At 33.0% G+C, this 26,730-nt stretch carries 29 protein-coding genes and 3 tRNA genes; 19 read left to right on the forward strand and 13 right to left on the reverse strand.

The annotated features are described in order from the left end of the window. Nucleotides 1-57 precede the first annotated feature (57 nt). The gene (locus tag Q0845_RS21745) at nt 58-303 is read right to left on the reverse strand and encodes a hypothetical protein (protein WP_298517842.1); all 246 of its coding nucleotides are present in this window, start codon (nt 301-303) and stop codon (nt 58-60) included. 254 nt (nt 304-557) lie between these two features. On the opposite strand from Q0845_RS21745, the gene Q0845_RS21750 reads away from it, so the two are divergent. From Q0845_RS21750 to Q0845_RS21805, 12 genes are all read left to right on the forward strand, one after another. After that, a complete protein-coding gene (locus Q0845_RS21750) occupies nt 558-920 on the forward strand; it encodes a hypothetical protein (protein ID WP_298517845.1) in 363 nt (120 codons plus the stop codon). Nucleotides 921-948: 28 nt separating this feature from the next. After that, nucleotides 949-1,767 carry a RimK family alpha-L-glutamate ligase gene (locus tag Q0845_RS21755; RefSeq protein ID WP_298517848.1) on the forward strand — a complete coding sequence of 273 codons (819 nt, stop codon included), beginning with the start codon at nt 949-951 and terminating at the stop codon, nt 1,765-1,767. 114 nt (nt 1,768-1,881) lie between these two features. Further along, nucleotides 1,882-2,832, forward strand: coding sequence for a peptidase (locus Q0845_RS21760; protein ID WP_298517851.1), 951 nt, complete (start codon nt 1,882-1,884; stop codon nt 2,830-2,832). Between the two features lie 71 nt (nt 2,833-2,903). Then, nucleotides 2,904-3,635, forward strand: a complete 732-nt coding sequence (locus Q0845_RS21765; protein WP_298517854.1) for a hypothetical protein — start codon at nt 2,904-2,906, stop codon at nt 3,633-3,635. 99 nt (nt 3,636-3,734) lie between these two features. After that, on the forward strand, nt 3,735-4,256 hold the full coding sequence (locus tag Q0845_RS21770; protein WP_298517857.1) for a DUF2975 domain-containing protein: 522 nt from the start codon (nt 3,735-3,737) through the stop codon (nt 4,254-4,256). 3 nt (nt 4,257-4,259) lie between these two features. Then, complete coding sequence (locus tag Q0845_RS21775; protein ID WP_298517860.1) at nt 4,260-4,463, forward strand: helix-turn-helix transcriptional regulator; 204 nt, start codon at nt 4,260-4,262, stop codon at nt 4,461-4,463. Nucleotides 4,464-4,483: 20 nt separating this feature from the next. Further along, the gene (locus tag Q0845_RS21780; RefSeq protein WP_298517863.1) at nt 4,484-4,798 is read left to right on the forward strand and encodes a hypothetical protein; all 315 of its coding nucleotides are present in this window, start codon (nt 4,484-4,486) and stop codon (nt 4,796-4,798) included. Nucleotides 4,799-5,096: 298 nt separating this feature from the next. Further along, complete coding sequence (locus Q0845_RS21785; protein ID WP_298517865.1) at nt 5,097-5,330, forward strand: thioredoxin family protein; 234 nt, start codon at nt 5,097-5,099, stop codon at nt 5,328-5,330. 51 nt (nt 5,331-5,381) lie between these two features. Continuing rightward, nucleotides 5,382-6,104, forward strand: coding sequence for a hypothetical protein (locus Q0845_RS21790; protein WP_298517868.1), 723 nt, complete (start codon nt 5,382-5,384; stop codon nt 6,102-6,104). 2 nt (nt 6,105-6,106) lie between these two features. After that, entirely contained in the window at nt 6,107-6,370 is a 264-nt protein-coding gene (locus Q0845_RS21795; RefSeq protein ID WP_298517872.1) for a DUF2024 family protein, read from the forward strand. A gap of 54 nt (nt 6,371-6,424) precedes the next feature. Next, entirely contained in the window at nt 6,425-7,027 is a 603-nt protein-coding gene (locus Q0845_RS21800; RefSeq protein WP_298517875.1) for a MarR family winged helix-turn-helix transcriptional regulator, read from the forward strand. Nucleotides 7,028-7,112: 85 nt separating this feature from the next. Continuing rightward, entirely contained in the window at nt 7,113-8,780 is a 1,668-nt protein-coding gene (locus Q0845_RS21805; protein ID WP_298517878.1) for a DNA mismatch repair protein MutS, read from the forward strand. Nucleotides 8,781-8,808: 28 nt separating this feature from the next. Here Q0845_RS21805 and Q0845_RS21810 read toward each other — a convergent pair whose 3' ends face one another. From Q0845_RS21810 to Q0845_RS21825, 4 genes are all read right to left on the reverse strand, one after another. Continuing rightward, complete coding sequence (locus tag Q0845_RS21810; RefSeq protein ID WP_298517881.1) at nt 8,809-10,098, reverse strand: hypothetical protein; 1,290 nt, start codon at nt 10,096-10,098, stop codon at nt 8,809-8,811. 504 nt (nt 10,099-10,602) lie between these two features. Further along, on the reverse strand, nt 10,603-10,878 hold the full coding sequence (locus Q0845_RS21815; protein WP_298517885.1) for a hypothetical protein: 276 nt from the start codon (nt 10,876-10,878) through the stop codon (nt 10,603-10,605). A 213-nt stretch (nt 10,879-11,091) separates the two neighbouring features. Continuing rightward, nucleotides 11,092-12,546, reverse strand: a complete 1,455-nt coding sequence (locus Q0845_RS21820; RefSeq protein ID WP_298517889.1) for a serine hydrolase — start codon at nt 12,544-12,546, stop codon at nt 11,092-11,094. A gap of 208 nt (nt 12,547-12,754) precedes the next feature. Beyond that, nucleotides 12,755-12,895 (reverse strand): hypothetical protein, encoded by a 141-nt coding sequence (locus tag Q0845_RS21825; protein ID WP_298517892.1) that lies wholly within the window; start codon nt 12,893-12,895, stop codon nt 12,755-12,757. A gap of 164 nt (nt 12,896-13,059) precedes the next feature. Here Q0845_RS21825 and Q0845_RS21830 point away from each other — a divergent pair, with 164 nt between their 5' ends. The 4 genes from Q0845_RS21830 to Q0845_RS21845 all read left to right on the forward strand — a co-directional run bounded on the left by Q0845_RS21830 (nt 13,060) and on the right by Q0845_RS21845 (nt 19,731). After that, nucleotides 13,060-15,198: a penicillin acylase family protein gene (locus Q0845_RS21830; RefSeq protein ID WP_298517895.1), complete on the forward strand. Its 2,139-nt coding sequence runs from the start codon at nt 13,060-13,062 to the stop codon at nt 15,196-15,198. Between the two features lie 308 nt (nt 15,199-15,506). Further along, nucleotides 15,507-17,876, forward strand: a complete 2,370-nt coding sequence (locus Q0845_RS21835; protein WP_298517898.1) for an outer membrane beta-barrel family protein — start codon at nt 15,507-15,509, stop codon at nt 17,874-17,876. 89 nt (nt 17,877-17,965) lie between these two features. Continuing rightward, entirely contained in the window at nt 17,966-18,991 is a 1,026-nt protein-coding gene (locus Q0845_RS21840; protein WP_298517901.1) for a sensor histidine kinase, read from the forward strand. Beyond that, on the forward strand, nt 18,988-19,731 hold the full coding sequence (locus Q0845_RS21845) for a LytTR family DNA-binding domain-containing protein (RefSeq protein ID WP_298517904.1): 744 nt from the start codon (nt 18,988-18,990) through the stop codon (nt 19,729-19,731). The genes Q0845_RS21840 and Q0845_RS21845 overlap by 4 nt, the downstream gene beginning before the upstream one ends. A 565-nt stretch (nt 19,732-20,296) precedes the next feature. Here Q0845_RS21845 and Q0845_RS21850 read toward each other — a convergent pair. From Q0845_RS21850 to Q0845_RS21860, 3 genes are all read right to left on the reverse strand, one after another. Then, nucleotides 20,297-20,380, reverse strand: a tRNA-Leu gene (locus Q0845_RS21850). Between the two features lie 53 nt (nt 20,381-20,433). Continuing rightward, nucleotides 20,434-20,506, reverse strand: a tRNA-Lys gene (locus Q0845_RS21855). Between the two features lie 24 nt (nt 20,507-20,530). Beyond that, nucleotides 20,531-20,603: transfer RNA gene (locus Q0845_RS21860), tRNA-Lys, on the reverse strand. A gap of 147 nt (nt 20,604-20,750) precedes the next feature. Between Q0845_RS21860 and Q0845_RS21865 the strand changes: the two genes are divergently transcribed. After that, a complete protein-coding gene (locus Q0845_RS21865) occupies nt 20,751-21,266 on the forward strand; it encodes a shikimate kinase (RefSeq protein ID WP_298517906.1) in 516 nt (171 codons plus the stop codon). Here the strand turns inward: Q0845_RS21865 and Q0845_RS21870 are convergent. Both Q0845_RS21870 and Q0845_RS21875 read right to left on the reverse strand, forming a co-directional pair. Further along, nucleotides 21,258-21,758 (reverse strand): phosphoribosyltransferase family protein, encoded by a 501-nt coding sequence (locus tag Q0845_RS21870; RefSeq protein ID WP_298517909.1) that lies wholly within the window; start codon nt 21,756-21,758, stop codon nt 21,258-21,260. The genes Q0845_RS21865 and Q0845_RS21870 overlap by 9 nt on opposite strands. Before the next feature lie 72 nt (nt 21,759-21,830). Further along, complete coding sequence (locus tag Q0845_RS21875) at nt 21,831-22,223, reverse strand: RNA-binding S4 domain-containing protein (protein ID WP_298517911.1); 393 nt, start codon at nt 22,221-22,223, stop codon at nt 21,831-21,833. An 80-nt stretch (nt 22,224-22,303) separates the two neighbouring features. Between Q0845_RS21875 and Q0845_RS21880 the strand changes: the two genes are divergently transcribed. Together Q0845_RS21880 and Q0845_RS21885 are read left to right on the forward strand one after the other, a co-directional pair. After that, nucleotides 22,304-23,305 (forward strand): hypothetical protein, encoded by a 1,002-nt coding sequence (locus tag Q0845_RS21880; protein ID WP_298517914.1) that lies wholly within the window; start codon nt 22,304-22,306, stop codon nt 23,303-23,305. Between the two features lie 186 nt (nt 23,306-23,491). Next, nucleotides 23,492-24,007, forward strand: coding sequence for an SMI1/KNR4 family protein (locus Q0845_RS21885; protein WP_298517918.1), 516 nt, complete (start codon nt 23,492-23,494; stop codon nt 24,005-24,007). Nucleotides 24,008-24,065: 58 nt separating this feature from the next. On the opposite strand, the gene Q0845_RS21890 is transcribed toward Q0845_RS21885, so the two are convergent. The 3 genes from Q0845_RS21890 to Q0845_RS21900 all read right to left on the reverse strand — a co-directional run bounded on the left by Q0845_RS21890 (nt 24,066) and on the right by Q0845_RS21900 (nt 26,569). Beyond that, the gene (locus Q0845_RS21890) at nt 24,066-24,650 is read right to left on the reverse strand and encodes an outer membrane beta-barrel protein (protein WP_298517921.1); all 585 of its coding nucleotides are present in this window, start codon (nt 24,648-24,650) and stop codon (nt 24,066-24,068) included. 50 nt (nt 24,651-24,700) lie between these two features. After that, nucleotides 24,701-25,654: a transketolase C-terminal domain-containing protein gene (locus Q0845_RS21895; RefSeq protein ID WP_298517923.1), complete on the reverse strand. Its 954-nt coding sequence runs from the start codon at nt 25,652-25,654 to the stop codon at nt 24,701-24,703. Nucleotides 25,655-25,723: 69 nt separating this feature from the next. Next, nucleotides 25,724-26,569 (reverse strand): transketolase, encoded by an 846-nt coding sequence (locus Q0845_RS21900; RefSeq protein WP_298517926.1) that lies wholly within the window; start codon nt 26,567-26,569, stop codon nt 25,724-25,726. Between the last annotated feature and the right edge of the window lie 161 nt (nt 26,570-26,730).

The raw sequence follows: 26,730 nt of genomic DNA on the forward strand, positions 1-26,730 counted from the left end.
TATGTTGTGAGTTGTTAGGAGAGGTAGGAATGTAAAGTTTGTGAAGTGTTTTGATTATTATTTTGTAAATGAAGTATTCAATTTGCCAAGAAGAAGCATGATTAAATAAAATAGAAAAGCACCTACCAAACCGCTTAAAAAGAATAACACAATATCAAAAAAGAAATCGTTTTTCAAATGTTTTAAATTGGTAACGGCATATTCATCAAAACCATAAAAAGTAATTACCCAGCACGCACCAAACAGCAGTGATATTAATGAAGCTCTTAAAAAAGTACGAATGTATTTTAGATATGCGCGCATACTGTAAAAGTATGGAAAAGTATTAACATAGCATGGGACGCGTCCTAAAAAAACGTTACTACTTTTTTAGGAAAAGCCTTCCATTTAGAAGTGTCTTTAGCAAAACAAAGAATAGTTTGATACATTTCATTGATCACTAAAAAATAACCAAACACACAAATTTTAAGTGATTTTATAAATTTGTGCATGAGAAAAATGTTTTTTATCTCGAAAAGTTTGATATTAGCCGCTTTAATTCTATAAAACCCATCATCATGAAACCTATAAAAACAGTATTTTTAGTTGTCATCATTTTTAGTTTTTTATCTTTTCAAAAAACAGATTCTTTACTAGGAAAGTGGGAAATGTTTAAAATGGAATCTGCAGAAGGTGAAATCTTTGAAGCAGGAGGAAATTGGATGGAATTTATGAAAGATGGAGTATTAAAAGGTGGAAAGTCTCTTGCAACTACTGATAGACAAGGAAACTGGGAATACAACACCAAAACTAAAGAAGTAACTATAAGTTCGCCAGAAAAACGTCCTGGTGAAGGTACTTTTAAAGTCACTTGGATTGATGCCAAAACGATTTATATTACGATCGATAGAGGCAGAAAAGTATATATGAGAAGAATTTAGCAATACAAATTGCGTAGTACAATGTGTCATGAAAACAATTTTAGTCGTTAACGGAGAAAAATATTGGAAAGATATTTTGCCTGCATATACTGTGGTTCAAAAATCTATTCAACATACTTCTTGGATTTTAAAATCGGGAAAGTTATTTGTGGCTGATCGTGATGGCGTTGTACAACCTGATGCAATTTTGTGGCGTGTTGGAGCTATAAAGCCTACAGAAATACAAACGACTGCTTTAGATTTGATTGCTTTGGCAGGAATTCCTTGTGTGAACTCTCCTGAAACTTTAAAGATCGGATTTGACCGTTTGTCAATGTTAGCCACTATAAAAAAGCTTGGTTTATCTGTGATTGACTTCGACGTGGTGACAAAATCTACCAACTTAAAAAACATTAAAATGGATTTCCCTTTTGTTGTGAAAGTTGGGAATTATCATGGTGGATTTGGGAAAGTTTTGGTAGAAGATGAACGCAAATGGCAAGACATTCAAGATTTACTTTTTGTAACAGAGCATTATATTACCGTAGAACCATACATAAACTATGTGCGTGATATTCGATACATCGCCATTAACGATAAAGTTTGGGCAATGTCGCGAAAAGGCAAGTTTTGGAAAGCTAATATTGAAACGACCGATTTTGAAGAGTTTGAACCCGAAGAAGCCTTGGTAAACGATTTGAAAATGTTGCAAAATGCTATCGGAGCCGATATTATTGCCATCGATATTTTGGAAGAAGAAAACGGAAATCTACATATTGTAGAATACAATGACATTCCAGGATTATCGGGCTTTTCAGATGAACTCAAATACGAACTGGCAGCCGTACTTACCAGAGCGCTAAGTTAATTACAAACTTACATACAGAAAATACCGTTGCGAACTCGTTCGTAAAGCTGGTTGTGGAATTTAATTTTCTACACTATTTAATCAAAAAATAAAAAATACTATATACATTACATCATGTTTACAGCAGAAGTAAAAAGCAAGATAGCAGAAGATATTGCTATTATGGTACGTCCAGACAATCATCCTTGGAATTACCTTTGTGAATGCGGAGATGCCGCAGCAATTACCGTAAAAGAATTTCAAAATGCGAATGCTATATTTATCAGTCATACGCATATTGATCATTTTGTGAATTTCGATTCTGTGATTCGTCACCAGTTGGGAATTCAGCGTCGTATTGTTATTTGCGGACCTAAAGGTTTGGCAACACAAGTACAGGCGCGCATTCGTAGTTATTCTTGGAATTTAATTCAAGAAGGTGCCATTAGTTACGAAATCAGAGAATTGGTTTCCGAAAATGAAATCGCGGTATACGAAGTAGAGCCGCCAACTTGGGAATTGAAAAAACTCAAAACCATCAACGGAAATGTGTTGTTTGAAGAAAAAGATTTTCAGGTAACAGGTATTTTGTTAGATCATAAAATTCCAACTTTAGCCTATAAATTTCAAGAATTTGATACCGTAAAAATTGATATCAAAGCAAGCGGTTTTAAAGGAGGAAAGTGGGTAAAAGAACTCAAAGATGCTTTTGAGCAAGAAGATTCAGAAAAGATCATTCAAGTGGAAGATCAAGAATTTAAGGCAAACGAGTTGTTTCAATGGTTGCACATTCAAAAAGGAGATGTTGTGGGAATTATTATGGATCATGCCGCAAACGCGGACAATCATGCGAAAATCAAAGCACATTTCGCGAATGCGAGAACCGTATTTGTAGAGAGTTTTTATAAAGATGAAGACAAAGAATTGGCAGACGCAAACTACCATAGTTACGCTTCCATGTCTGGTAAAATTATGAAAGCGTGCAACATAGAAGAACCAATTCCGGTACATTTTTCCAGAAAATACAAGGAAGAAGACATCGCGCAATTGATTCGCGAATTTAATGCTGCATTGGCAAATTCATAACTTTACTAAGTCAAATAAGAGGTTTACTCATTCAAGGTTTCATACCATAATTACGAACTGTAGTTTTGAGTATGAAACCTTTTGTATATCTACTAATTTCTTTTGTGTTGGTGAGTTGTAGTTCAATATCAACTCCGTGTTATATGGGCGTATTGCCTTTTGCAGAACGAGCTCGTTTGAATGATTCTATAAATTTGAAATTAGAAGAAGCCAATCGAAAGAAAGTTTTGGTAACAGCAGACATCTCAAAAATCAACAAGGATTTAAAACTGTCAGATTCACTCACATATCCAACTGAAATTCGAATCTATACTGGTGGCGGAATCACCAATTACAGTTCTCTTTTTAGAATGTATAAAACGGAGAAAGGGAAGTGGAATGCAGATTTTTATGAACATTATGATGAAGTTATCGGTCGAGCCGAATTGAAAACGAATCGTAAAAAACTCACTGCTAAAAATGAATTGGAGTTTGTGTTTAAAAACTTAGTCCGAAGTTATATTTTAGAATTACCAAGTTTAGATAAAATTCAGTGGAAACTCAAAAAAAGAGGTGAAATAAATCGATTAAAATACAAACGAAAAGGGAAAACAAAAGTAGAATATGAAACAATGTTTTCAGAAGTAGCAATTTTAGACGGAGAAACGTACACTATACAAAGTAAAACGAATAAAAAGTCACACACGTTTACTTATAGCAATCCTGAAAGTTATTTGAAACATTTTCCAGAAATTGACGAATTAATTTACATGAATGAAATTTTAAATACCCTTAAAAACGAGTTTGATATTTGGAAGGATTAATCATTTTTTGAAAAGGATAATTATTAAATAAGAATAAATATTTATTGTTTTTCAATAATAAATTAGCGTTATTTGATGTGTAATTGAAAATCTAGATTCATGGCATCAAAAACAGAAAAACTACTCAAACTCATGCGTTTCCTTGCGTGGTTAGCTTTTATTGGACTCTTAATCAAAGCAGGCGCTATTATCATGTCGTTCGGTGTAAGTATCCAAAATCCGGAAGCTTCTAAAGATTTATACAAAGGCATGGATTTGTCTCGCTACGCAGATGCAAGTTTTCTACACTATACTGTCATTGTTTTTTATTACATTCTGTTGTATTTATTACAAGCGTACATTGCTTTGTTTATGGCGAAATTATTAAGTGCCATCAATATAGAAAAGCTTTTTACCACTGCTGTTGTTGAGATTTTACAAAAAATAAGTATCACCATTTTTGTGGTTTGGATACTAGCAATGGTACACAACCTACATGTGATATTGTTAGATAAATATGCAGAAATTGATGCAGAACCTTTTGCGAGCGAATATATCTTTTTAGCAGGAATTGTATATGTATTGGCAGAACTGTTCAAAAGAGGAGTGGAAATGCAGAAAGAAAACGAACTAACGGTATAAATTATGGCAATTATTGTTCACTTAGATGTCATGATGGCAAAACGCAAAATGTCGCTCAACGAACTTTCTGAAAAGGTAGAAGTGACGCTTTCCAATTTGTCTATTTTAAAAAATGGCAAAGCCAAAGCGATTCGTTTTTCAACCTTAATGGCCATATGTAAAGCTTTAGACTGTCAACCTGGCGATATTTTGGAATATGTTGAGTAACTTATAAGCAAAATAAACATATGGGAAAACTTAACTATTATAAATGGGCATTCCGTTTTACAATTTGGATTTTGATTATTCAGATAGTACTATTTTTTTTAGGATTCAACTTTAATTTGTATTCACATGATATAGAGCAGTTCATAAGAATAATAAACTATCTAGTGATGATTTCTTTGTTGTTATTTGTAACTGCTGTGATATTTTTGATTGTTGGATTCGTGAAACGCGAAGAGCAAAATTATCAATTCTGGATTGCCTTTTTATTGTGTATTGGATACGTGATTAATTTAGTTTTAGGTCAATTAGCCACAACTACTTATGTTATTTTTTAAAGCTTCCATAGAATTTACTGAACTAATAATACATTACATATGGAACATAACTTATTCTCTTATGGAAATTCAAATAAATGATACAAATGATCTCATTTATGGAATCTTATATAAAATTTTTCTAAAAGAATTAGCACAAGCAAATCAATGCGAAATGTCAGATAATAAAAGGGTTGAAGCCGCTTTTTAATCTGAGAAAGAAGCATGGGTTTGAATGAAATTTCAAAATTTAATTGTTTAAGTTAGGAATCCTAACTATATTTGTTCCGCAATAATGCAAAACTAAAAAAAGAAACACATGAGTACATCAATTTTTTATCATGCAGGTTGTCCTGTATGTGTAAGCGCAGAACACGACATTATCAATTTAATAGGAGCAGAGAATGTTGAAATTGTTCATATCGGAGAAGAAAGATCCAGAATTGCAGAAGCAGAAGCCGTAGGAGTGAAGTCTGTTCCTGCATTGCTAACACCTACAAAAAATGTATTACATCTTAACTTTGGTGCTTCTATAGAGGATGTAAAAGCTTAATTTTTTAATCTAAATAGTTAGGAATCCTAATTTAAATATAAAAATGAAATTATGAAATCAATTGTAGTAGTAATAAGTGCTGTCCTATTTGTTGCAGCAAGTACGGTTTCTTGTGCGCAAGAAAGCGGATATAAAAATGATGATTTTGCTATTAAAAATGTAAAAGTCACACACAATACAGATTTAGCAGTTACGGTTTGGGAAATTAACGTTACCGGAAACGCAGGAAAGACACAACCTAAAAAAGCAGGACAGTTGGATGGAGCTCCAGTGTTAGGCTACGTTTTTCCAACAACATTGAAACCAACAGATGTTGGATTCAGCATGACCGACGGAATTGTAGCATTAGCGCTCACATCGCATCCTGATTTTGATGACACACCATTGTGGGATGAAAATTCAGATAACATATTTGACAACGACGGAATCATTTGGCATCCGCATTGGGTAGTGTTGCACAAGGACGAACGTGTAGCTGGCGGACTTTCTGTAAAGCAAATTAAAAAAGATGATAAAACGGTTGTATTGCCACCAACAAATCCAGGAATGCCTATGTATATGGATTCTCCAGGTTATCCTGTGGTGACTAAAAAGAACACCATCAAAGTCATTGTTCCTGATTACAGAATTAACAATAAAACAGATTTTAACTACGATGGTGTTGCTGCCTTTATGAAAGTAAATACGAGCAAACAAAATCTACCAATGTTAGGCGTGTATGAAGTATTTAGTGTTGCGAGCGGAAATTTGTCATTACCTTATAAAGTACAGTAATTATGAAAGTTTCAGTTTGGGATACATACGTACAACGTACCGATGATCGTGTGATGCACTTTGATATTTTAGTGCCAAGTGATGTGACTGCGGAAGATACTATCTTTTCGTATGGGAACGATTATTTACAATCGAAAGCTATAGAAGGAACGCAATTAACTGCGAAAGAATGTAAATTTTGTCATATCGAAAAGGCTTCCGATGAAGTCATTTCGGCGATAGCACAAAAGGGATATTTTATTATTGAAATGGAAAATTGTAATTAATTTAATTAGGATTACTAACTTAGCCTGTCGAAACTAAATTCGGCAGGTTTTCTTATGAACAATCAAAACACATTCAATCCAAACGTTTCTCAAGATGTTTCCAGTAAAATTGTCACTGGATTGGAGCGTATTTCAGAAGTTTTTAAACTATTACTTTGGAAGAAGGCAAAACATATTGGCTTGAGTCCAATTCAAATTCAAATTCTAATCTTTGTCGCTTTTCACAAATCGGAACTTTGCAATGTGAGTCATTTGGCAAAAGAGTTTAATATCACCAAACCTACGATTAGTGATGCGATTAAAGTATTGGTCAAAAAAGAAATGATTTTCAAAGATCATTCACCAACCGATCAACGAAGCTATACGATTCAATTAACAGCCGCAGGAAAAGCAATTGTAGCAGAAACCAATGATTTTGCAGCACCTTTACAAGCGCAAGTCGATTCGTTTGATACAGCACAGTTAGATGATTTTTTCAATACCTTAAGTTCGTTAATCTACAAGCTCAATCAAAGTGAAATACTAACGGTTCAGCGAACTTGCTACGCGTGTAAATTCTACCAAAAGAATGATAATACCGATTATTGCAATTTGCTTCAAGCAACCTTAAAAAGTCAAGACATTCGTATAGATTGTCCTGAGTTTGAAGAGAAATAATACGTGTTGATTCTAAAACAAACAACGAAAAATTATACATGTCTACAGTTGTAACAATACAAGCAAATATGATACTAATTGCACAATGATCAACACTATTTCACTACAACTCAAATATTTTTTTTCAAAGTTTACATTCCGCCGAAAAAAAGGAATTGAAGAGCGACTCAAAGCTTCTTATGGAAGTATAAAAGATGAGAATTTCCATTTTTCTAAGATTGAAAAATACTTTCTTCACAAAGATCATTCAAAAGCACATCAGGTCATTTCAGATAAAACCTGTAATGATTTAGATTTTGATGAGTTATTCATGTTTTTAGATCGAACACATTCTAAAATTGGACAACAATATTTATACAATAAACTTCGAACTATTCATCCAAATTCAGCACAAATGGAATTAGATGAAGCGATTATTTCTGAATTATCTGAAAATGAAAAACTAAGAATTGAAGTTCAGAAAAAGTTAGAAAAACTCAATCATAAAGATGCTTATTATGTACGAGCTTTATTTCAAGAATCACACATTTCACCTCCAAAATGGTTTTCAAGCATCAAAATACTAAGCTTTCTTAGTTTCATAACCATTGTACTTTCTTTTTATAAGCCTATTTTCTTTGGTGTTTTTTCGGCAATCTTTTGCATCAATTTGATCATTCACTATTGGAATAAAAAGAATTTGGTACAGTATATAAACTCTATTCCGCAATTAATTCGATTAAATGCAGTTGCGGGACATTTATTTACAAACAAAAATTTGCAAAAGTTACAACCAAAGTTAACAGATGCAATACGAGTAATTCGTAGTGTAAAGAACAAAATGTCGTTTTTTCAATTGGAAGCCAACTTACAGGGAGAATTTGCCATTTTCGCATGGTTTGTATTTGAAATTTTTAAGATCACATTTCTTATAGAGCCGTTACTTTTGTTCGGAGTTTTACGAAAATTAGAAACCAAAAGAAACGAAATAGAATCTGTTTTCACTTTTGTGGGACATGTAGACTTTTTGATTGCAATTGCTTCTGTGCGAGAAAGCGCAGTAAGGTATTGTATTCCAACAATTACTTCAAAAAGTGAAACTTGCGCAGATGAAATTCACCATCCATTAATCCGTAATTGTGTAACCAACAATATTGATTTGCGTGATAAATCGTTATTACTTACAGGTTCTAATATGTCAGGAAAAACCTCATTCATTCGTGCAGTTGGAATTAACGTGATTACAGGTTTGACTATCAATACGTGCTTTGCGAAACAGATGTCGTTCCCGTGCATGCGGATATTTTCTGCAATTCGTATTAGTGATGATTTAATGAATGACAAAAGTTATTATTTTGAAGAAGTCATCACCATCAAAGAAATGATTGCTGAAAGTGAAAAAGATACGATCAATCTGTTTTTATTAGATGAATTATTTAAAGGAACCAACACTGTAGAACGTATTTCGGCAGGAAAAGCTGTCTTATCCGCTTTAGCTAAAAATAACAATAAAGTATTGGTGTCTACGCACGATATTGAATTGACGGACATGCTAGCGGAAAACTATGAATTGTACCACTTTAGTGAAATTGTAGAAGAAAATACGGTAGCTTTTGATTACAAATTGAAAGAAGGAAAACTCAAAAATAGAAACGCGATCAGAATACTAGAAATGAATCAATATCCTACAGCAATCATTCAAGAAGCTATCGCAATCTCCAAAACATTAGATGACACGTATTTAAATCAAAAAAAAGACCAGCAAAACCACTGATCTTTTTCTATACTAAAATTATCTTTTGTTAAAGATTGGGAACAATTACATGTCCGCCAACCCAACAATTCATTAAAATCTTTTCGCCACCTTTATAGCCTTTTTTGAAAATATCGGTTTTACTTGGCGCAGATTGCATATAGGTTGCCGCCAAACTACTCGCTTCACCTTTAACAGCGTTATCAACATTTCCCGCTTTGCGAGCAGTTTCGGCAGCTTTCCAATAAATGGCTCTTTTGGAAAAATCATCCGTTCCGCAAGCATTGGCACTCGAACCGTACAAGCGTGATAAGTTTAAATACGCTCTTCCAGCAGTTGGATCAGCTTTTGCAGCTTTTAAATAATACGAACGTGCTTTTGATTTCTGATTTTTCTTTTCAGCAGTTTTGCCTAATTTGTTCAACATCGCCGCTTTCTTAGCAGCATCCGTTTCCAATTCAATATATTGTGTCAAGTACATTTCCGCTTTTTCAGAATTGCCTTTGCGAGAATGAATTTGATACAAATAATATTTTGAATTCGCATTGGGTTCTATAGCGTCAATTGTTTCAACCATTTCAACAAACAATGCATCATCTTCACATTTTTTAGCATCTAACTGTCCAGCGGCTTTTCGAAGCCAACCGATATTGGTGGCATTGGTTTCAAACTTTTTTTCCAACATCGGAATCAAAGTTTCACAAGTCGCCACCTTTTCAACATACACATTCATATTGGTGGTGAGTTTCTCTATAGCTTCTTTATTTTTCGGAGTTTTTTCTTTTTCAGAAGCTAACTTTTCTTTTACAAGCTCATGCTTTTCCATAAGATTTTCAAGCGAAATCCCGTATGTTCCAGCTTGATACATCTTGTAATACAACTCAAAGTAATAATACAAATTCACTGGATTCGTAAAATTTGCTTTGTCTTGAGTAAAAGCATCGTCAAACCATTTGTATTGTTCTGCAATTGTGCCGATGTTGTATTTAATCATCAAAGCGCCAATCTTTGGTAAAAAGACTCCTTTTTTAGTTTTCTCAGGAAAAAATGCCAATCGATCTTTTAGCAACTGAATTAACGAGGAAGCTGCTTGTTTTTTGTCGGAGGCTTGTTTCAATTCATAATTGAGTAATTTTTCACCGTATGCATAAATCACATAATTTGTGGTAGCACAATCTTTTCGAAGTTTTTCTAATTGTGGTGCGGCTTCTGCGTATCGCTTTGTTTTTACATTCTCTGCAAAAAGCGAAAGTGTTTCGTTACAATTGTGTTGGGCTTTCATCAAAAAGCTTGTCAACACACATAAAATGGTAACTTTCCATGTGTTTTTTGTGTTCATAATTTCAATTTTAATCGGTTTCAATAGAAAAGGTCACAAAATGTATACCGAAACGATCATTGAAAACGAGCAAAAACACATGGATTAGGATTACAGTAAATTCAATATAAATTATTTAGTGTATGCTGAAGAATGAAGAAGCGACTGTAGAAGCCGCCAAATTTTAATCACATCCACGAACAGTGCGTGCAGTAGTTGTATTCCTAGTTCTTGTACTCCAGCCACCTTTTAGTTCGCTAGCACTGAAGCTGGAAATTGTTTTTTTAGCAAGTCTTAATGAAGTGAAATTTCTTTTTTTCATGATTTAAAAATTTGGGTTTATAATACTTGTAAAGTATAAAAACTAATGATAAATCATGTATAGAAAAACCATCACAGCATTACACGAAAACAATCTTACTTAAAAATGGTCTTAGGAAAGTTGGACATTTTTCATTAACTCGATAGAAAACATAAAAAATCCCAGCTTTGATGACTGGGACTTTTCGTTTTTAAATTAAATTCTTAACACGGACTATCGATACTCTCTGCTACTGAAGTACAATCTGCAAATAATGATTGAGGCGCACAGTTAACGGAACCTGTTGTGTTATACTCTAAGGATGTATCATCTTCTGACGGATCACAAGCTGTTATAAACTCACTTGGACAACCAATTAAATTGCACCAAGAAATAGAATGCGTAGTTATGACTAACGATGCGTGTGAACCACCAACTATATGAAAGCTGGCAATAGATTTTTTGTTGAGGTTTAAACTTTTAAGACTTTTTTTTCTCATGATATATAATATTGGTTGTAGGAAAAGGTATAACAATAAATTGTAAATCATGTACGGTAATTCCGTAATTAACTTTTATACAGTTGATTACGTGAGTGTTTTTTTGAAAAATACTAAGCATGCAAGTGCTTACGATACAAGTCACAAGCAGATATTTACTGTGAGAAACACAAAAAAGAACTTTGTCTATTTAGATTTTATTTTTTAAACTGTTTATTCATCCACTTTGTAGAATTGGAATCTATTATTTCCCCAAACTAAGCCAATTTTATCGTTTTCAATTTGAAATGTTCCTTGATCGCCTATAGTCAAATCAATAAATTTTAAATCTCCTAAAGCTGTTAGAACTTTGGTATCTCCATTGTTGGGATCGTTCACAAATAGCTTATTATTTTTAATGCTTATTTCAATAAAATAATCACCAATATTGGGAACTTGATAATTTAGCTTGTATTTACCTGTGAATTTGCTGAGTTCTTCGTTGCTTAATTCGACGGTTTTAACAGTTCTTGTGTCACTTATTCCCAAGTCATAATGTTTAGAGATTGCTCTTGAAATTTCGTCAATCAGACTATTTCCATTATCCGCATTTGTCATAATAACCACAGCATATCCACGTTTTGTAAACGAGAGGAATCTATTGGTAAAACCAGCATTTTTTCCACCGTGACGAAATATCAAAAAGTCTTCACCTGAATGTAACGAAGGACCTAATCCCCAATCGTTTTTGTGCTTCGTAAGCATTTTAACAACAGTTTCTTTTTGTAAAACCGCATTTTCTTTGCCTTTTAAAATTTCTTGAATTTCAATACAGTATTTTGCTAAATCGGATGGCGTAGTCCACAAACCTGCAGCAGCTTTCTCAGGGTAATTGTGCCACAATCCATCTATTATTTTTCCTTGAAAATCATACGCTGCACTTGCATTGGCTTCCCGATTAGCTAACGGTTGTTCAAACGTACTGTTTTCCATGTTCATAATTTCTAACACATTACTAGCCATATAGGTTTCTAATGACTGCTGCGTAACATCTTCAATCACTTTTTGAGCAATAGTATAACCTCCGCCAGAATAACGCCATATTGAACCAGGAACAGTGTCTACGAATATTTTAGAAGTATTTCCTTCTCCGTTTAAAACTTGAGTTGTCGTTGGAAATGTAGCCGATTGTTTATAACCCGGAAATCCGTGAACCGTTACACCAGCAGTATGCGTCAGTAATCTTCTAAGCGTGACTTTTTCGTTTTTTGTAAACTCATTATCAGGAATTTTCCAATCTTTCAGATAATTATTTACATCTTCATCAAGATCAAGTATGCCTTTTTCAACTAATTGTAATACAGCTAATGCGGCTATAGGTTTACTGATAGAACCTGCTTGAAACATCGTATTTTCGTCAACTTTAGCTCCCGTATTAGAATTTGCAATTCCGTATCCTTTTGCCCATTTTAATTTTCCATCTTCTACAACAGCGATACTCACTCCAGGAACTTTATAGAAGTTCATTCGATCCACAATATTAAACGTCTTTACAGGATCGCCTTCTACTTGTATTCCTAATAACAAACCATTTTCGATCGTTTGAATTTCATTTAAATCTTGCTTTTTATCGGAGGTTTGACTTTGACATGAAATGCATATCAAAAAAATACATATTAATCTTTTCATCGGTTTGTTTGATTTTTCTGTTAATGTTGGATAAAGTTAACAAATACAAACCGAATAAAATACGGAATCGTATTATGAAAGCATTAAAGAAAATAAAAAATCCCAACATGCTTGTTGAGATTACTATAATCGATCTTTTTTGATGGAGAATTTGCAGTTACTACATAAAAAAGCGAACCAAAGTCCGCCTTTATGCTCTGATACGTTTCTATTTTTTAGAACCACAAATATGTGGGCAGGATCTTGTAATGTTTTGAATTGTTGTCAAGCCACCTTTTACTTCATTGGAAGTAATGCTAGCAATTGATTTCTTTTTAAGCTCTAATGATTTAAGATTCGTTGTTTTCATGATTAAGAATTTGGATTAAACTAAGCTTAAATATAAAAAACAAAATCCTGTTTTATAAACCAAAAAAACTGACATAACTGCCAGATTTTTTAATAAACATTCTTGTTCTTTGAATGCTGCTATAGTTTTGTTATAAAAGTTGTATTTTTAGTCAAAATGATACTATGAATATTCAAGGCAGCGAACAAATTACCATTACCAGAAACTCACAAGGAATCCCAAAAGTGATTGCTAAAAATGAATTAGATATTTATTTCGGAATGGGATATTGTCATGCAATGGATAGAGGATCACAAATGTTGCTAATGCGCATTTTAGGACAAGGAACTGCCTCAGAACATTTGGCAAATGAACCTGAAATGCTTGAAATAGATCGTTTTTTTAGACAAATGAATTGGAATGGTCATCTTGAAAGCGAAATAGAAAAATTCACCAAAGAAGAAATCGAAAAATTAAAGGCCTATTGCGAAGGTGTCAAAGTATCGTTTTCTAAAAAAACTCCTTGGGCATTTAAAAATCTTTTAAAATATAAAAAGTTTGATTGGGAAATTTCAGATATCCTATTGTTAGGAAGAATGAGCGGATATTTGACTTTAGCACAATCGCAAGGTGAAATAGAACGACTTTTTATAGAAATGGTACAAAAGGATACGCCAAGAGAAATGCTTGAAGAACTGTTTCCAGATATTTTAGATACGTATGATGAAGAGATTCTCAAGAAAATAAAATTACAAGGAAAAATTATTCCAGATGCAGTCAAATGGAATGCTATGATTGCTCCTTTAATGGCATCCAATAATTGGGTCGTGGCAGGTAAAAAAACGCAAAGCGGCATGCCGATTCTTTCTAATGATCCGCATTTGGAAATAAATCGAATTCCTACGGTATGGTATGAAATGCAATTTGAACTTGACGATAAAGCAGCATATACCGCAACAATGCCTGGGATAAGCGCGATGCTTATTGGGAGAACTAAAGACTTGTCTTGGGGAGCAACCTATACTTTTATGGATGCGATGGATTCTTGGATAGAACAGTGTAAAGATGGAAAATACTTGAAAGATGGTGCATGGCACGATTTTACAGTTCGTAAAGAAATGATACATCGTAAAAAGGATTCAGATATTGAGTTTATAGTTTATGAAAACGACCACGGATTTTTGGAAGGGAATCCTTTTGAAGAAGGATATTATTTAGCAAATCGTTGGTCAGGGAGTCTAGGAGGTGCAGATTCAATAAAAAGCGGTTTAAAGCTATGGAATGCTAAAAGTGTGCAAGAAGGAATGGAAGTTCTTGGAAAACTAGAAATGTCGTTTAATTGGGTACTTGCAGACGTTCAAGGGAATATTGGATATCAAATGTCAGGCTTATTACCGATACGAAAAAATGGAAATAATGGATTTGTACCGCTAATTGGCTGGGAAAAGGAAAATGATTGGCAAGGATTTTATCCGCATTCTGATTTACCAAGACGTTATAATCCTAAAGAAGGTTTTATTGCGACAGCGAATGAAAATTTGAGTCAATATGGAAAGGTGAATCCGCATACCATAACCATGGGAAGCTACAGAGCGGATAGAATATGTAAAATACTAGAAGCAGAAGAGAAAATTACCGTAGATTTTATAAAAGAAATGCATTATGACACCTATTCATTGCAAGCAGAAAAAATGATGCCTTTTATAAAAACGTTACTCCCGAAAACTGAAAATGGGGACATTCTTCAACATTGGGATTATTGCTATGATACAGATTCAAAAGGTGCATATCTATTTGAACAAATTTATAGAACGCTTTACGCAGAAGTATTTGGGAAAGTACTCGGTAAAGATGTGAATGACTTTTTACAAAATGAAACAGGCGTTTATATTGATTTTTACGCCAATTTTGATGCTATTTTATTAGCAGATCAATCCAAATGGTTTGGCGATAAAACCAAAACGGAAATCTATCGAGAAGCAATAGAGAAAGCTTTACAAACCAAAGCAAAACCTTGGGGAGATTTCAATCAATTTTACTTAACAGATATCTTACTAGGAGAGAAGCTACCTAAGTTTTTAGGGTTTAATAAAGGTCCATATCCTTTACCTGGAGGAAGAGCCACCATTCATCAAGGACAAGTCTATAAAAGTAATGGAAGACAGACTTCTTTTGCTCCTTCTTTCCGAATGGTTACAGATATGTCAACAGAAACTATTTTCACAAACATAGCTGGTGGAGTATCTGATAAGCGTTTTTCTAAATATTATACGAGTGATTTTAAAAATTGGCAATCTAAAATTTATAAGAAGATAGATTTATAATATACTTTGATGGTATTATAAACTTTTATGAAAATTGAAAAATCCCAACAGCAATGTTGGGATTTAATTTTTAGAAGAATTTCTTAATACTTCAAGTTTCTACAATCGTACTTTTTTGATAGAGGATTTAGCTTATTAAAATGAGCTTAAAGTTCTTTTACATTGAACACTTTTCAATCTAACAACAACCAATCTTTCGTTTTCCACTAATTCATTTCATTTTTCCCTCAATTCATTGCAATGCTATTTCAAAAACTGCCTCTTCAAGATACTTTTGGTGTGTTATTAATCATGAAATATTACACACTATGAAAACTATAATTACATTTTTAATCACTTTTATTTGCTCTATTAGTTTTGGGCAGACTTTTAAAGGAAAAATAATCGACAAACAAAATCAACCTATTTCATTTGCGAATGTGGTTGCAAAAAATACAACTGATAATTCGCTAATTACTGGAGTGATTTCTGATGAACATGGAGCGTTCTCTATTGAAGTGAAAAATGTAAACATATATTTAGAAGTTAGTTTTGTTGGATTTATCACCAAGAAAATAAACCCTACTCAATCAAATATTGGAACAATTGTTTTAGAAGAAGGAGGACAGCAACTACAAGAAGTTGTAATAACGGCACGTAAAAAACTCATTCAACAAAAAGTAGACAGGTTAATTTTTAATGTAGAAAATACCGTTGCTGGTACTGGAGGAACAGCACTTGATGCATTAAAAGCCACACCAAGTGTAAATGTAGAAACGGATAAATTAGCTATTATAGGAAAAGGGAATGTTCGCGTAATGATTAATGATAGAATTGTACAATTATCAGGAAATGAACTCACTGCTTATTTGAACACCATTGCATCCGACGATATTAAAAATATTGAAGTCATTACAACGCCACCTTCAAAATATGATGCTGAAGGTAATAGCGGACTTATCAATATTGTTTTAAAAAAATCAAAAGAAAACAGTTGGAATAATCAAATTAGAACTTCTTACACGCAAGCAACATACGCATTATTCAATTTTGGAAATACATTTAACTATAATAAAAACAAAGTAAGTGTAATTGCATCATTGAATGGAACAAAAGGACACACAGCACAGTTTAATGAATTTGATATTATTTACCCATCGGCATCTACCGAAACAAATCTTGACATGAAAAATAAAGAAAATATGATTTCAGGAAGACTCGGTTTAGATTATAAGTTAACCGATAATGCTACAGTTGGAATTTCATATATTGGTTCGTTTGAAGATAAAAGCATAAACGATGGTGGAAGAACACGTACAGACGATGGAAATGGAACGTTTACAATAAATCAAGGGAATGCTAATACAACTAATAAAAACCATTCAATCAATGCGCATTACATTCAAAAATTAGATACACTTGGTAGAAAATTAGCTATTGATGTCGATTATTTTAATTTTAAAAATTCTTTCGATAGAAACTTTAGCAGTGAACAATTTATCACAAATCAAAACTATTTTGAAGCAAGAAATAACACCAATCAAAACATTAAAAACTATAGTGGAAAAATAGATGTAGAGCATCCAAGCAAATGGGGAAGCTTTTCTTATGGAGTTAAAAGTACTGTTACAAAAACGGATAGTGATGTTGCCTTTTACAATACTACTACAGGCATTCCAGTTTTTGATCCTACGCAAAGTAATGAATTCATGTATTCTGAAAATATCAACGCTGTATATGCAGATATGTCTAAACCATTAAATGAAAAATGGCAAGCAAAAATTGGACTTCGCTTTGAAAATACACGAACAAAAGGAGTTTCAAAAACAAACAATCAAACGGACATCAATACATACAACAAACTATTTCCATCTGTATTTTTAGGATACAATCCAAGTGAAAAAAATATGTTTAATCTAAGCTATAGCAAAAGAATTCAACGACCAAGTTTTGAACGTTTAAATCCGTTTCGTTTCTATATCAATTCAATTTCGTATCAAGAAGGAAATCCGTTTTTAAGACCACAAATTTCTGATAATTTAGAATTCACTCACATTTACAAAGGAAAACTTATTAGTAAAGCATTTGTGAGTTATGTAGATGATGGATATTTCAATATTATCAAAGCAGAAGACGGAGCGCAACAAAGAATTGTAGTAACATTCGATAATTTTTATACAGCTTTTAATTATGGATTAACTGAAACTTTCATATACAATCCGACTCCATGGTGGAATACTACAACCCAAGCAACATTATCAAAAATGGACACGCGTTATAAAGACGGATTTGATTTAGATGCTGAATTATTAAGCCAATGGAATTTTCAGTTTTACAATAGAAATACATTTCATTTAAACGAAGCAAAAACAATTCAAGCAGAAACTACGTTCATCTATGCTACTCCACAAAAATTAATGTATTTTTCAATATCAGAAATGGTGAGTCTTGATCTGGGTTTAAAGTTTTCCTTACTCGATAAAAAACTAAATTGTGTATTGGCTGTCAATGATATTTTAAAACGTAGAGCAACGAGTGTAAATACCAAAACCAATGGAATTGACCAAACGTACTATAATTATTTTGACACTAGAAGTGTGAAATTTAGCTTGAACTATAGCTTTGGCAATAAAAAAATAAAAGTGAAGCAACGTAACTCTGGAAACGAAGAAGAACAAGACAGAGCAAAAAATAACTAATTCACAATAAGACTGTTTAAAGTATTGGAGCTTTAAACAGTCTTATCTTAAACTAAAAATGTATTTTGTAAACCTAAAATCACAAGCAAGTGAAGATTTTCAATCAAAAAATAGAACTAAAGCATATTTTAATTGTATTAGCATTATTGTTTATAAGCAATGCCGTTAAAATTTTTGTTTTCTATTATGTTAGAATTAAAGGTGATATTGATTTTTATGACTATTACCATCATCTAACTATTTTACTATTTTCTATAGTTTCATTTATATCGGTATTTGTTTCTTGGAAACTCATTAATAAAATTGATACTTCAAAAACAATTTTAAAGTTTATAAAAGTCTATGCCTTATCTTTTATATTATTTAATAGTGTAGGACTTGTTATCGATTATATACTGTGGACAACACTTAATAATGAGTCGTATGATTATATAGGAAGATTTTTTAACATGTTGTCAGTCACTATATTCTTTAGTGATGTTTTTGCACTTACTTCTGCATTTTTATATTTCAGACAATCTCAAAAAATCGCATTAGAATTAGAAGAAACCGAAAAAGAAAAGGCAATTTTTCAATCACAAATGCTACAAAAGAATTTAGAACCACATTTTTTATTCAATAATTTGAGTGTTTTATCAGGATTAGCAAAAAAGAATCCTGAACAAATGGAAGATTTTATCGATGATTTTTCAGATGTATATCGTTACTACTTAAAGCATGGAAATCATCAATTAGTCGATTTAACGAATGAGTTATCATTTATAAAAAAATATATGAGTTTGATGGGAAAACGTTTTGGAAAAGCGTATCAAATTATAAATGAAATTGAAAATCCAAAAGGACTTGTCATTCCATGTTCATTGCAATTATGTGTAGAAAACGCAATCAAACATAACAAAGCAAGCGCTGAAGCTCCATTATTCATTTCACTTTCTAGCACAGCGGAAAGCATCATCATCAAAAACAAGTTGAATAAAGTAGATTTTACCTTGGGAACAGGTGTGGGAAACAATTATCTCAAACGTCAATACCAAATCAATTTTACAAAAGAAGTAGTTTTTACTGAAACGGATACTGAATTTATTGTTGAAATTCCATTAATTTTTGAAATATGAAAGTATTAATCATAGAGGACGAAGCTATTAATATTGAAATTATTTCAGATCATATACTGCGATACAATGACAAAATCGAAATTGTAGCATCGCTCCGAAGTAAAGAAGAAGTCGAAAAATGGAGTCAAACGAATGCGCAAGTAGATTTAGTATTTTCTGATATTGAATTGTTAGATGGAAATGTATTTTCGCTATTGAAAACCAATATTATAAAATCTCCTATCATTTTCACAACGGCTTACAACACCTTTTACCAAGAGGCTTTCGATGTAAACGGAATCGCTTATCTGTTAAAACCTATTAGTTATAACAAGTTTGGCAAGGCCATGGAAAAGTATGAAAATCTACAAAACAATGAAGTTGATTGGAAAAAAATATCTGAGGCAATTCACGGATTAGATACGAATTACAAAGAACGTATTATCATAAAAACCAAAACAGAACTAAAAATCTTAACTACAAAAAATACAGGAGCCATTTTATCGAATTCTGGAAAGTGTATCGCTATTGATGAGAAGGGAAAAGAAAATGAATTTCGTTACAAGTTGTCAGATTTAATCAAAGAACTTAATCCGAAAGAGTTTTTTCAAATCAATAGAGGAGAGATCGTTAATATTAATTTTATTGAAAAAATTGAACCTTATTTTGGAGATAGATTGGCTATTTCTATCAAAAACTACAAGCAGCATTTAATTACAAGTGCTTCAACTACTAGCGAATTCAGAAAATGGCTTGAATAAATAGACTTTAGGTGTTTTTATAGAAAAAGAGATAAAATCATTGTCTTAAGTCATCAAAAAAGAACACAAGTCACTGCATTCAAAATAAAGAAGGAAGTTTAAAAAACAATCCTTCTTTATTTTAGTACTTACAAAGTAAATGTGATGATAACAGTGCAATACCATTCAGTAGATGGGCAAATGTTCGTAGGACATTCATCTGTAGGGTAGGGACGAACAACACCCGATTCGTCAGCATGATCTCCTTCTGATCCTCCACTGATTTGAGAGGCTTTAAAATTTGAAATTGAGTGTTTGTTGAGAGATAACCTTTTTAAAGATTGTTTTTTCATATGAATATTATTTAGAATTAAATAATCAATTTAATAAAATCAGATAAGAGTTTGAAAAAAAATACATAAGCGTAAAGAAATTTAAAAAACAGTAGGATCAATGATATTGACAAGAAATATTAATAACAAACTATGATAGTAATCGACTATCGATGTTTAATTAGTATTAGTTTTACAAACAAAAAAATCCCAACACAATTGCTAGGATTTTTTATTAAGAAGAAATTTCTTAGTACCGAAGATGGGAGTCGAACCCACACGCTCTAATGAACACATGGCCCTCAACCATGCCTGTCTACCAATTCCAGCACTTCGGTATTATGTGCTTTGCAAAAATAAAAAAAGTTAAGCAAATGCTTAACTCCTTTTGTGACCTGGCTGGGGCTCGAACCCAGGACCCTCTCCTTAAAAGGGAGATGCTCTACCAACTGAGCTACCAGGTCATAGACCTCTGTAGTGTAATTTTGTGACCTGGCTGGGGCTCGAACCCAGGACCCTCTCCTTAAAAGGGAGATGCTCTACCAACTGAGCTACCAGGTCATTCAAAAAGAACTAATATTAATTCCTTGAATGCGGGTGCAAATATAACATCATAATTTTATTTTTCAAGTCTTTTTTAATATAATTTTCTCTTTTTTTTTCTGATTTTTGTAAGCGCTTAAAAATAAATAAATTATAATAGAAGAAATGACGATAATACTTTTAGGATATATGGCAAGTGGAAAGAGTTCTGTTTCAAAATTATTGGGAACCGAATTGGAATTGCCCGTGCTCGATTTAGACGATTATATTGAAATGAAAGAGGAAAAAACAATTCCTGAGATTTTTGAAACGAAAGGAGAAATTTATTTCCGAATGAAAGAACATCAATATTTGAAAGAAGTATTAGAAACAAAAGAACCAATGATTTTGTCTTTAGGAGGCGGAACGCCGTGCTATGCGAATAATATGAAGTTAATTCATGAATACACGCAGCAAACGTTCTATCTGCAAACTTCTATTCCAGAAATTATCAACAGAGTGAAAGATGAAAAAGCAAAGAGACCTTTGATTAGTGAGATTGCCAATGAAGACTTACCAGAATTTATTGGAAAGCATTTGTTTGAACGTAATGCGTTTTATCAACAAGCTACGCATAGCATTTTGACAGATCAAAAAACAATAGAAAGTTTGGTAGAAGAAATTAAGACACAATTAGATTAAATATGCTGTGTCTTCTTCTGCAAAAACAACATCAATATGTTCTTGGATAGAAGTAGATAATGAAATTCCTTTAAAATCTGCTTTTATAGGATACTTCTTGTGATTTCTATTTACAAGTACAGCAGTTTTAAAATTCTTCAAAGGAACGTCTAAAAAGTGCTTTACGCCGTAAATTAAAGTCGTACCTGAATTCAAAACATCATCCGTAAGAACTAAAGGCTTATTAATATAGGCTTCTTTTGGAATAGAAGTCGTAATTGTTTGTAACGGATTTTGCTTATCAATCTTAACTTCACACAAGGTAATAGCAGCGTCTGTAATTTTTTCTAACTCAGCTTTTATCTTTTGTGCAAAAACAAATCCATTCTTCGCAATTCCTGCAATGATGATTTCCTCTTCATTCACATTCGATTCCAAAATTTGGTAAGCTATACGACGTGTTTTGTGTTGAATTTGCTGGTGATTGAGTATAATATTTCCCGTTACGGTCATGACTTCAAAAATTTAAGTAAACGATGTAGAGGCAAAGCTCAGAACATTTAAATGCTTGATTATCGAGTAAAATTAAGAATTACTTTCATCATCGTCAAAAGTATCATCTAGATATTCATCAATTTCACGACGATCTTTTTTAGTCGGTCTTCCAGTTCCTTGTTTGCGATAATGATCTTTGGCGTGTTTTAACAATTCTAAATGTTCAAAGTTCTCTTTTGGCGTCGTATCAACTCTATAAATATCAACAAGCTTTGCACCAACACGATTTGGTGGAATATCAAGTACGGTTAAATGTCTTGAAACTTGCTCCTTACGGACTTCAATTTTGTCCGTAGGATATACATCTCGAGAAGGCTTTACAGTAGCGCCATTTATTTTTACGTGTCCCTTCTTACATGCTGTTGTAGCAATGTTTCGGGTCTTAAAATAACGCACGCACCAAAGGTATTTATCTATCCTCATACAAAAACTCTAAAAACTACGTTAAAGAATATACAAAAGTAGGATAAAATTGTATCTTGCAACCCAAAATTTAAAAAACAATGATGAAGTTTGTAAAATTTACCTTTTTAACAATAATCGCGACTGTGATTGTTTTATCGTGTAAAAGTGATGACGATCCAGTTTCTTTTGCAGAGCTACGTGATAGAGGTGAACAGCAGATAGAAGATGATGCTGCTCTTGTGGAATTTTTAAGTACACATTTCTATAATTATGAAGATTTTGATTTTACGAATCCTGAAAGTACAGCAAATGATACTTTTACAATGACATTTGGTAAAATTGAAGGCGCTAATGCAGATAAAACACCTTTAATTGATCAAGTAGAAGTTCGTACAACTACATACTTTGATGTAGATTATAAGTATTATGTATTAAAGTTACGTCAAGGTGGAGGAAAAACGTTTACAAGTTTTGATGAGGTGAATTTGACATATAGAGGTCAGACACTCGATTTAGAAACGTTTGATTTCAGAATTACACAACAAAATATATTATTAGTTGGAGCTGCTGTAAGTACAGTACGTGGTTTTCAATTAGGTTTGCCTGAATTTAATGCCGCAGAAAGTATTGTGGAAGGTGGAGACGGTTTCTTAGAAGCTAGAAATGGTGGACTAGGAGCTATATTTTTCCCTTCAGGACTAGGATATTTCAGTGTTCCTCAAGATGGAATTGATGCATATTCTCCATTAATCTTCTCTTTCAATATATTTGATGCTACATATATAGATGTTGATTCAGATGGTTTATTGTCTTCAATGGAAGATAGAGACGGAAATAATGATGTTGCAAATGATGATACAGACGGAGATGGAATTCCTGATTTTAGAGATTCTGATGATGACGGAGATGGAACCCTAACAGTAAATGAAGTAGGACAAGATACATACACGTTAAATCCTGGAGATCCAGAGCCAACGTATGCTAGCAATGAAATTGTAAGAACTAGAGATACAGATGCTGCTGGAGTAACGACCATTACAACGGTAACTTTAACAGATACAGACGGAGATGGTACTCCAGATTATTTAGATAATAACTAAAAGAATTTAGTACCTAACTATACAATGAAAACACTTCTTAACGGAAGTGTTTTTTTGTATGATCAATTTTCTAGAGAAGCCCATTTTACTTTGAATTGAGCCAAATCATGTAGTTTTCTTTTCCTATTTTAGCTATTAATACTATACTTTAAGCATGTACAAATAGAATTTGAACTCTATATAGTTATGAAAGAACAAAAATTAAATAGTCCTTTAGTTCAAAAGCTTATTTCAAAAGGATTTTATCAATATTCTGACATATTGGAAGATTTCAATTTGGAAAAATTCATAGAAAGTATCAGCGACTTATTCGCTCCATTTTTTAGCAAAGAGTATATAAAGGAAAACTTATCAATTCCAGATGAATATATTCAATTTTTAAAGAGTATAGGAGGAAGTTTGCATAATGGTTGGGATTATTTTCACGGAGAGAGACTGGTCATAAGCGATACAAGGCACTGGTTAGACTTATATGGCGAAGATTTTAAAGAAATGGAAACTACAGAAAATGTCTTAAGATTGCATATAAGTATTGCATCTCAAGGAGATAAACAAGTGATTCTTTTAAACTGTGATAAAAGTTCTAAAGGCGTACATACATATTATTGGTTTGAAGATGCGCATCCATGGGACGGATATTCTGAAGGTAATTCCGATTGGAACAGTTTAGAAGCTTTTTTAATAGATGATTATAAAATATAATAAACAAAAAGCACTTCCGTTAAGAAGTGCTTCGTATATATTTTCAAAAGGTTCAATCTTACAATCGTAATGAAAGACTAAATATCAATTGACTTGGTCTCGAATCTAAGGTACCAACTGCAATATTATTTGAATCTAAAATATTAGCTTCGTTTTGCGAAAATCCTCTTTCATAACGTACATCCAATCCAATATTTCCGAATTTTACAGCAGCTCCAAAATTGAATCCTACCGTAATATCATTTTGCACATCAGAAATAGTAGAATTTTCAAAATCGTTATCTAGTGTATATTGAAATGCAGGTCCAGCAAATATGCTCAACGGACCAATAACATCTATTCCAAGTAAAATTGGAACGTCAATTTTAGACATATCATAAGCATTAGAGCCGTATTCACTTTTTGTAGCAGTATATACAACTTCTGGACGAAGGTATAACTTGCTAAAATTAATTTCATAATACGCGCCTACATGATAACCGATTTTTGCATCCCCGCTATCTTCTAAAATATTTTCTCCTGCAGTAACAATCTCACGTAACTCTCCGTTGGAGTTAAAATTCAATCCTGCTTTGATTCCAAATTGCGCAAAACAACTTGCCGAAACAAACAGAAGTGCAAAACATAATAGGTTGTTTTTCATAATGTTAATGTTTAATGTTATACAGTAGAAACGATTTATTTTAGAATCTATTATTTCCTAGTTATAACTTTATTGACCGCTTTTACAATCGAAGCAGCATTTAATCCATACTTTTCCATCAATTGTGCTGGTGTTCCAGATTCTCCAAATGTATCTTGCGTAGCAACAAATTCTTGTGGAGTTGGTCTGTGTAAAGCTAACGTACGTGCTACACTTTCTCCCAATCCGCCAAGGAAATTATGCTCTTCAGCAGTAACTACACAACCTGTTTTAGCAACAGAGGCTAAAATAGCTTCCTCATCTAATGGCTTTATGGTGTGAATGTTAATCACTTCCGCAGAAATTCCAGCGGCTTCCAATGTTTCTGCTGCTTGTAATGCTTCCCAAACTAAATGTCCAGTCGCAACAATAGTAACATCTGTTCCTTCTGTCAATTGTACAGCTTTCCCAATTTCAAACTTTTGATCGGCAGGAGTGAAGTTTGCTACTTTCGGACGTCCGAAACGTAAATATACAGGTCCGTGAAAATCTGCAATCGCTAACGTTGCTGCTTTGGTTTGATTATAATCACAAGTGTTAATTACGGTCATTCCTGGCAACATTTTCATCAAACCAATATCTTCTAAAATTTGATGTGTTGCGCCATCTTCTCCTAACGTAATTCCTGCGTGTGAAGCACAAATCTTTACATTCTTATCAGAATACGCTACAGATTGACGAATTTGATCGTATACACGACCTGTTGAGAAATTGGCAAAAGTTCCTGTAAACGGAATCTTTCCACCAATGGTCATTCCTGCGGCAATTCCAATCATATTTGCTTCTGCAATTCCAATCTGGAAAAAACGCTCTGGATGATTGTCTTTAAAAGCATTCATTTTTAACGATCCTGTCAAATCTGCACAAAGTGCAACTACGTTTGGATTCGTTTTTCCAAGTTCAGTCAATCCATCCCCGAATCCTGAGCGTGTATCTTTACTACCTGTGTTTGTATATTTTTTCATATTCATTATCCACGAAAGTGGATATCTATTTTTTGATTAAACTTCGTTTATAGAAAATTTAGTTGCGATTTAATAATCACCTAAAGTTTCAGGGTTTTGAGCTAAAGCGCTTTCCAATTGCTCATCATTCGGAGCTTTTCCGTGCCAAGCATGTGTGTTCATCATAAAATCAACACCATTCCCCATTTCCGTATGCAATAATACAACCACAGGTTTTCCATTTCCAGTCTTCGCTTTTGCTGCGGCCATTCCGTCTTTTATTGCTTGGATGTTGTTTCCGTCTTCAATCTCTAATACTTCCCAACCAAAAGCTTCAAACTTAGCTGAAAGCGAACCTAAAGGCAATACATCATCGGTAGCACCATCAATTTGTTTCTTATTATAATCAACCGTTGCGATGTAATTGTCAACATTGTTTCCAGCGGCATACATAGCAGCTTCCCAAATTTGTCCTTCTTGTAATTCGCCATCACCATGTAAAGAATATACCAAGTGATTGTCACCATTTAACTTTTTCGTCAAAGCAGTTCCAATAGCAACCGACATTCCTTGTCCTAATGAACCAGAAGCAATGCGGATTCCAGGCAAACCTTCATGCGTAGTTGGGTGTCCTTGCAAGCGAGAATCTAACAAACGAAACGTATTCAATTCGTCTACAGGGAAATAGCCTCTTCGTGCTAAAACACTATAAATTACAGGGGAAATATGACCATTTGATAAAAAGAAAACATCTTCTTCTTTACCATCCATAGCAAAACCATCGTTCAGCTTCATGATGTCATTGTATAGAGTGACTAAAAATTCGGCACAACCTAGTGAACCTCCTGGATGACCAGAATTTACTTTGTGTACCATTCTCAAGATATCTCTACGTACTTGAGTTACTAAATTTTCTAACGATTTGTTATCAGACATTGTGTATTTGTTAGTAGTTTTTGTAAAGCACCAAAAGTAAGTCATAAAATAGCGTTAACAAAAGAACTTTGCAGGCTTTTATTAACGAAATACTGTGAATAAACTACAAAGTCTAAAAAAGTGTATAAATGTTTGATAATGAATTGATAATGGTTGTTCGG

This window comes from uncultured Kordia sp., from assembly GCF_947489565.1.
In the GTDB taxonomy this organism is placed as follows: Bacteria; Bacteroidota; Bacteroidia; order Flavobacteriales; family Flavobacteriaceae; genus Kordia.

Coding starts and splice junctions, on each gene's coding strand:
- Q0845_RS21745 (WP_298517842.1), bottom strand. CDS start 303: ATGCGCGCATATCTAAAATACATTCGTACTTTTTTAAGAGCTTCATTA.
- Q0845_RS21750 (WP_298517845.1), top strand. CDS start 558: ATGAAACCTATAAAAACAGTATTTTTAGTTGTCATCATTTTTAGTTTT.
- Q0845_RS21755 (WP_298517848.1), top strand. CDS start 949: ATGAAAACAATTTTAGTCGTTAACGGAGAAAAATATTGGAAAGATATT.
- Q0845_RS21760 (WP_298517851.1), top strand. CDS start 1,882: ATGTTTACAGCAGAAGTAAAAAGCAAGATAGCAGAAGATATTGCTATT.
- Q0845_RS21765 (WP_298517854.1), top strand. CDS start 2,904: ATGAAACCTTTTGTATATCTACTAATTTCTTTTGTGTTGGTGAGTTGT.
- Q0845_RS21770 (WP_298517857.1), top strand. CDS start 3,735: ATGGCATCAAAAACAGAAAAACTACTCAAACTCATGCGTTTCCTTGCG.
- Q0845_RS21775 (WP_298517860.1), top strand. CDS start 4,260: ATGGCAATTATTGTTCACTTAGATGTCATGATGGCAAAACGCAAAATG.
- Q0845_RS21780 (WP_298517863.1), top strand. CDS start 4,484: ATGGGAAAACTTAACTATTATAAATGGGCATTCCGTTTTACAATTTGG.
- Q0845_RS21785 (WP_298517865.1), top strand. CDS start 5,097: ATGAGTACATCAATTTTTTATCATGCAGGTTGTCCTGTATGTGTAAGC.
- Q0845_RS21790 (WP_298517868.1), top strand. CDS start 5,382: ATGAAATCAATTGTAGTAGTAATAAGTGCTGTCCTATTTGTTGCAGCA.
- Q0845_RS21795 (WP_298517872.1), top strand. CDS start 6,107: ATGAAAGTTTCAGTTTGGGATACATACGTACAACGTACCGATGATCGT.
- Q0845_RS21800 (WP_298517875.1), top strand. CDS start 6,425: ATGAACAATCAAAACACATTCAATCCAAACGTTTCTCAAGATGTTTCC.
- Q0845_RS21805 (WP_298517878.1), top strand. CDS start 7,113: ATGATCAACACTATTTCACTACAACTCAAATATTTTTTTTCAAAGTTT.
- Q0845_RS21810 (WP_298517881.1), bottom strand. CDS start 10,098: ATGAACACAAAAAACACATGGAAAGTTACCATTTTATGTGTGTTGACA.
- Q0845_RS21815 (WP_298517885.1), bottom strand. CDS start 10,878: ATGAGAAAAAAAAGTCTTAAAAGTTTAAACCTCAACAAAAAATCTATT.
- Q0845_RS21820 (WP_298517889.1), bottom strand. CDS start 12,546: ATGAAAAGATTAATATGTATTTTTTTGATATGCATTTCATGTCAAAGT.
- Q0845_RS21825 (WP_298517892.1), bottom strand. CDS start 12,895: ATGAAAACAACGAATCTTAAATCATTAGAGCTTAAAAAGAAATCAATT.
- Q0845_RS21830 (WP_298517895.1), top strand. CDS start 13,060: ATGAATATTCAAGGCAGCGAACAAATTACCATTACCAGAAACTCACAA.
- Q0845_RS21835 (WP_298517898.1), top strand. CDS start 15,507: ATGAAAACTATAATTACATTTTTAATCACTTTTATTTGCTCTATTAGT.
- Q0845_RS21845 (WP_298517904.1), top strand. CDS start 18,988: ATGAAAGTATTAATCATAGAGGACGAAGCTATTAATATTGAAATTATT.
- Q0845_RS21865 (WP_298517906.1), top strand. CDS start 20,751: ATGACGATAATACTTTTAGGATATATGGCAAGTGGAAAGAGTTCTGTT.
- Q0845_RS21870 (WP_298517909.1), bottom strand. CDS start 21,758: ATGACCGTAACGGGAAATATTATACTCAATCACCAGCAAATTCAACAC.
- Q0845_RS21875 (WP_298517911.1), bottom strand. CDS start 22,223: ATGAGGATAGATAAATACCTTTGGTGCGTGCGTTATTTTAAGACCCGA.
- Q0845_RS21880 (WP_298517914.1), top strand. CDS start 22,304: ATGATGAAGTTTGTAAAATTTACCTTTTTAACAATAATCGCGACTGTG.
- Q0845_RS21885 (WP_298517918.1), top strand. CDS start 23,492: ATGAAAGAACAAAAATTAAATAGTCCTTTAGTTCAAAAGCTTATTTCA.
- Q0845_RS21890 (WP_298517921.1), bottom strand. CDS start 24,650: ATGAAAAACAACCTATTATGTTTTGCACTTCTGTTTGTTTCGGCAAGT.
- Q0845_RS21895 (WP_298517923.1), bottom strand. CDS start 25,654: ATGAAAAAATATACAAACACAGGTAGTAAAGATACACGCTCAGGATTC.
- Q0845_RS21900 (WP_298517926.1), bottom strand. CDS start 26,569: ATGTCTGATAACAAATCGTTAGAAAATTTAGTAACTCAAGTACGTAGA.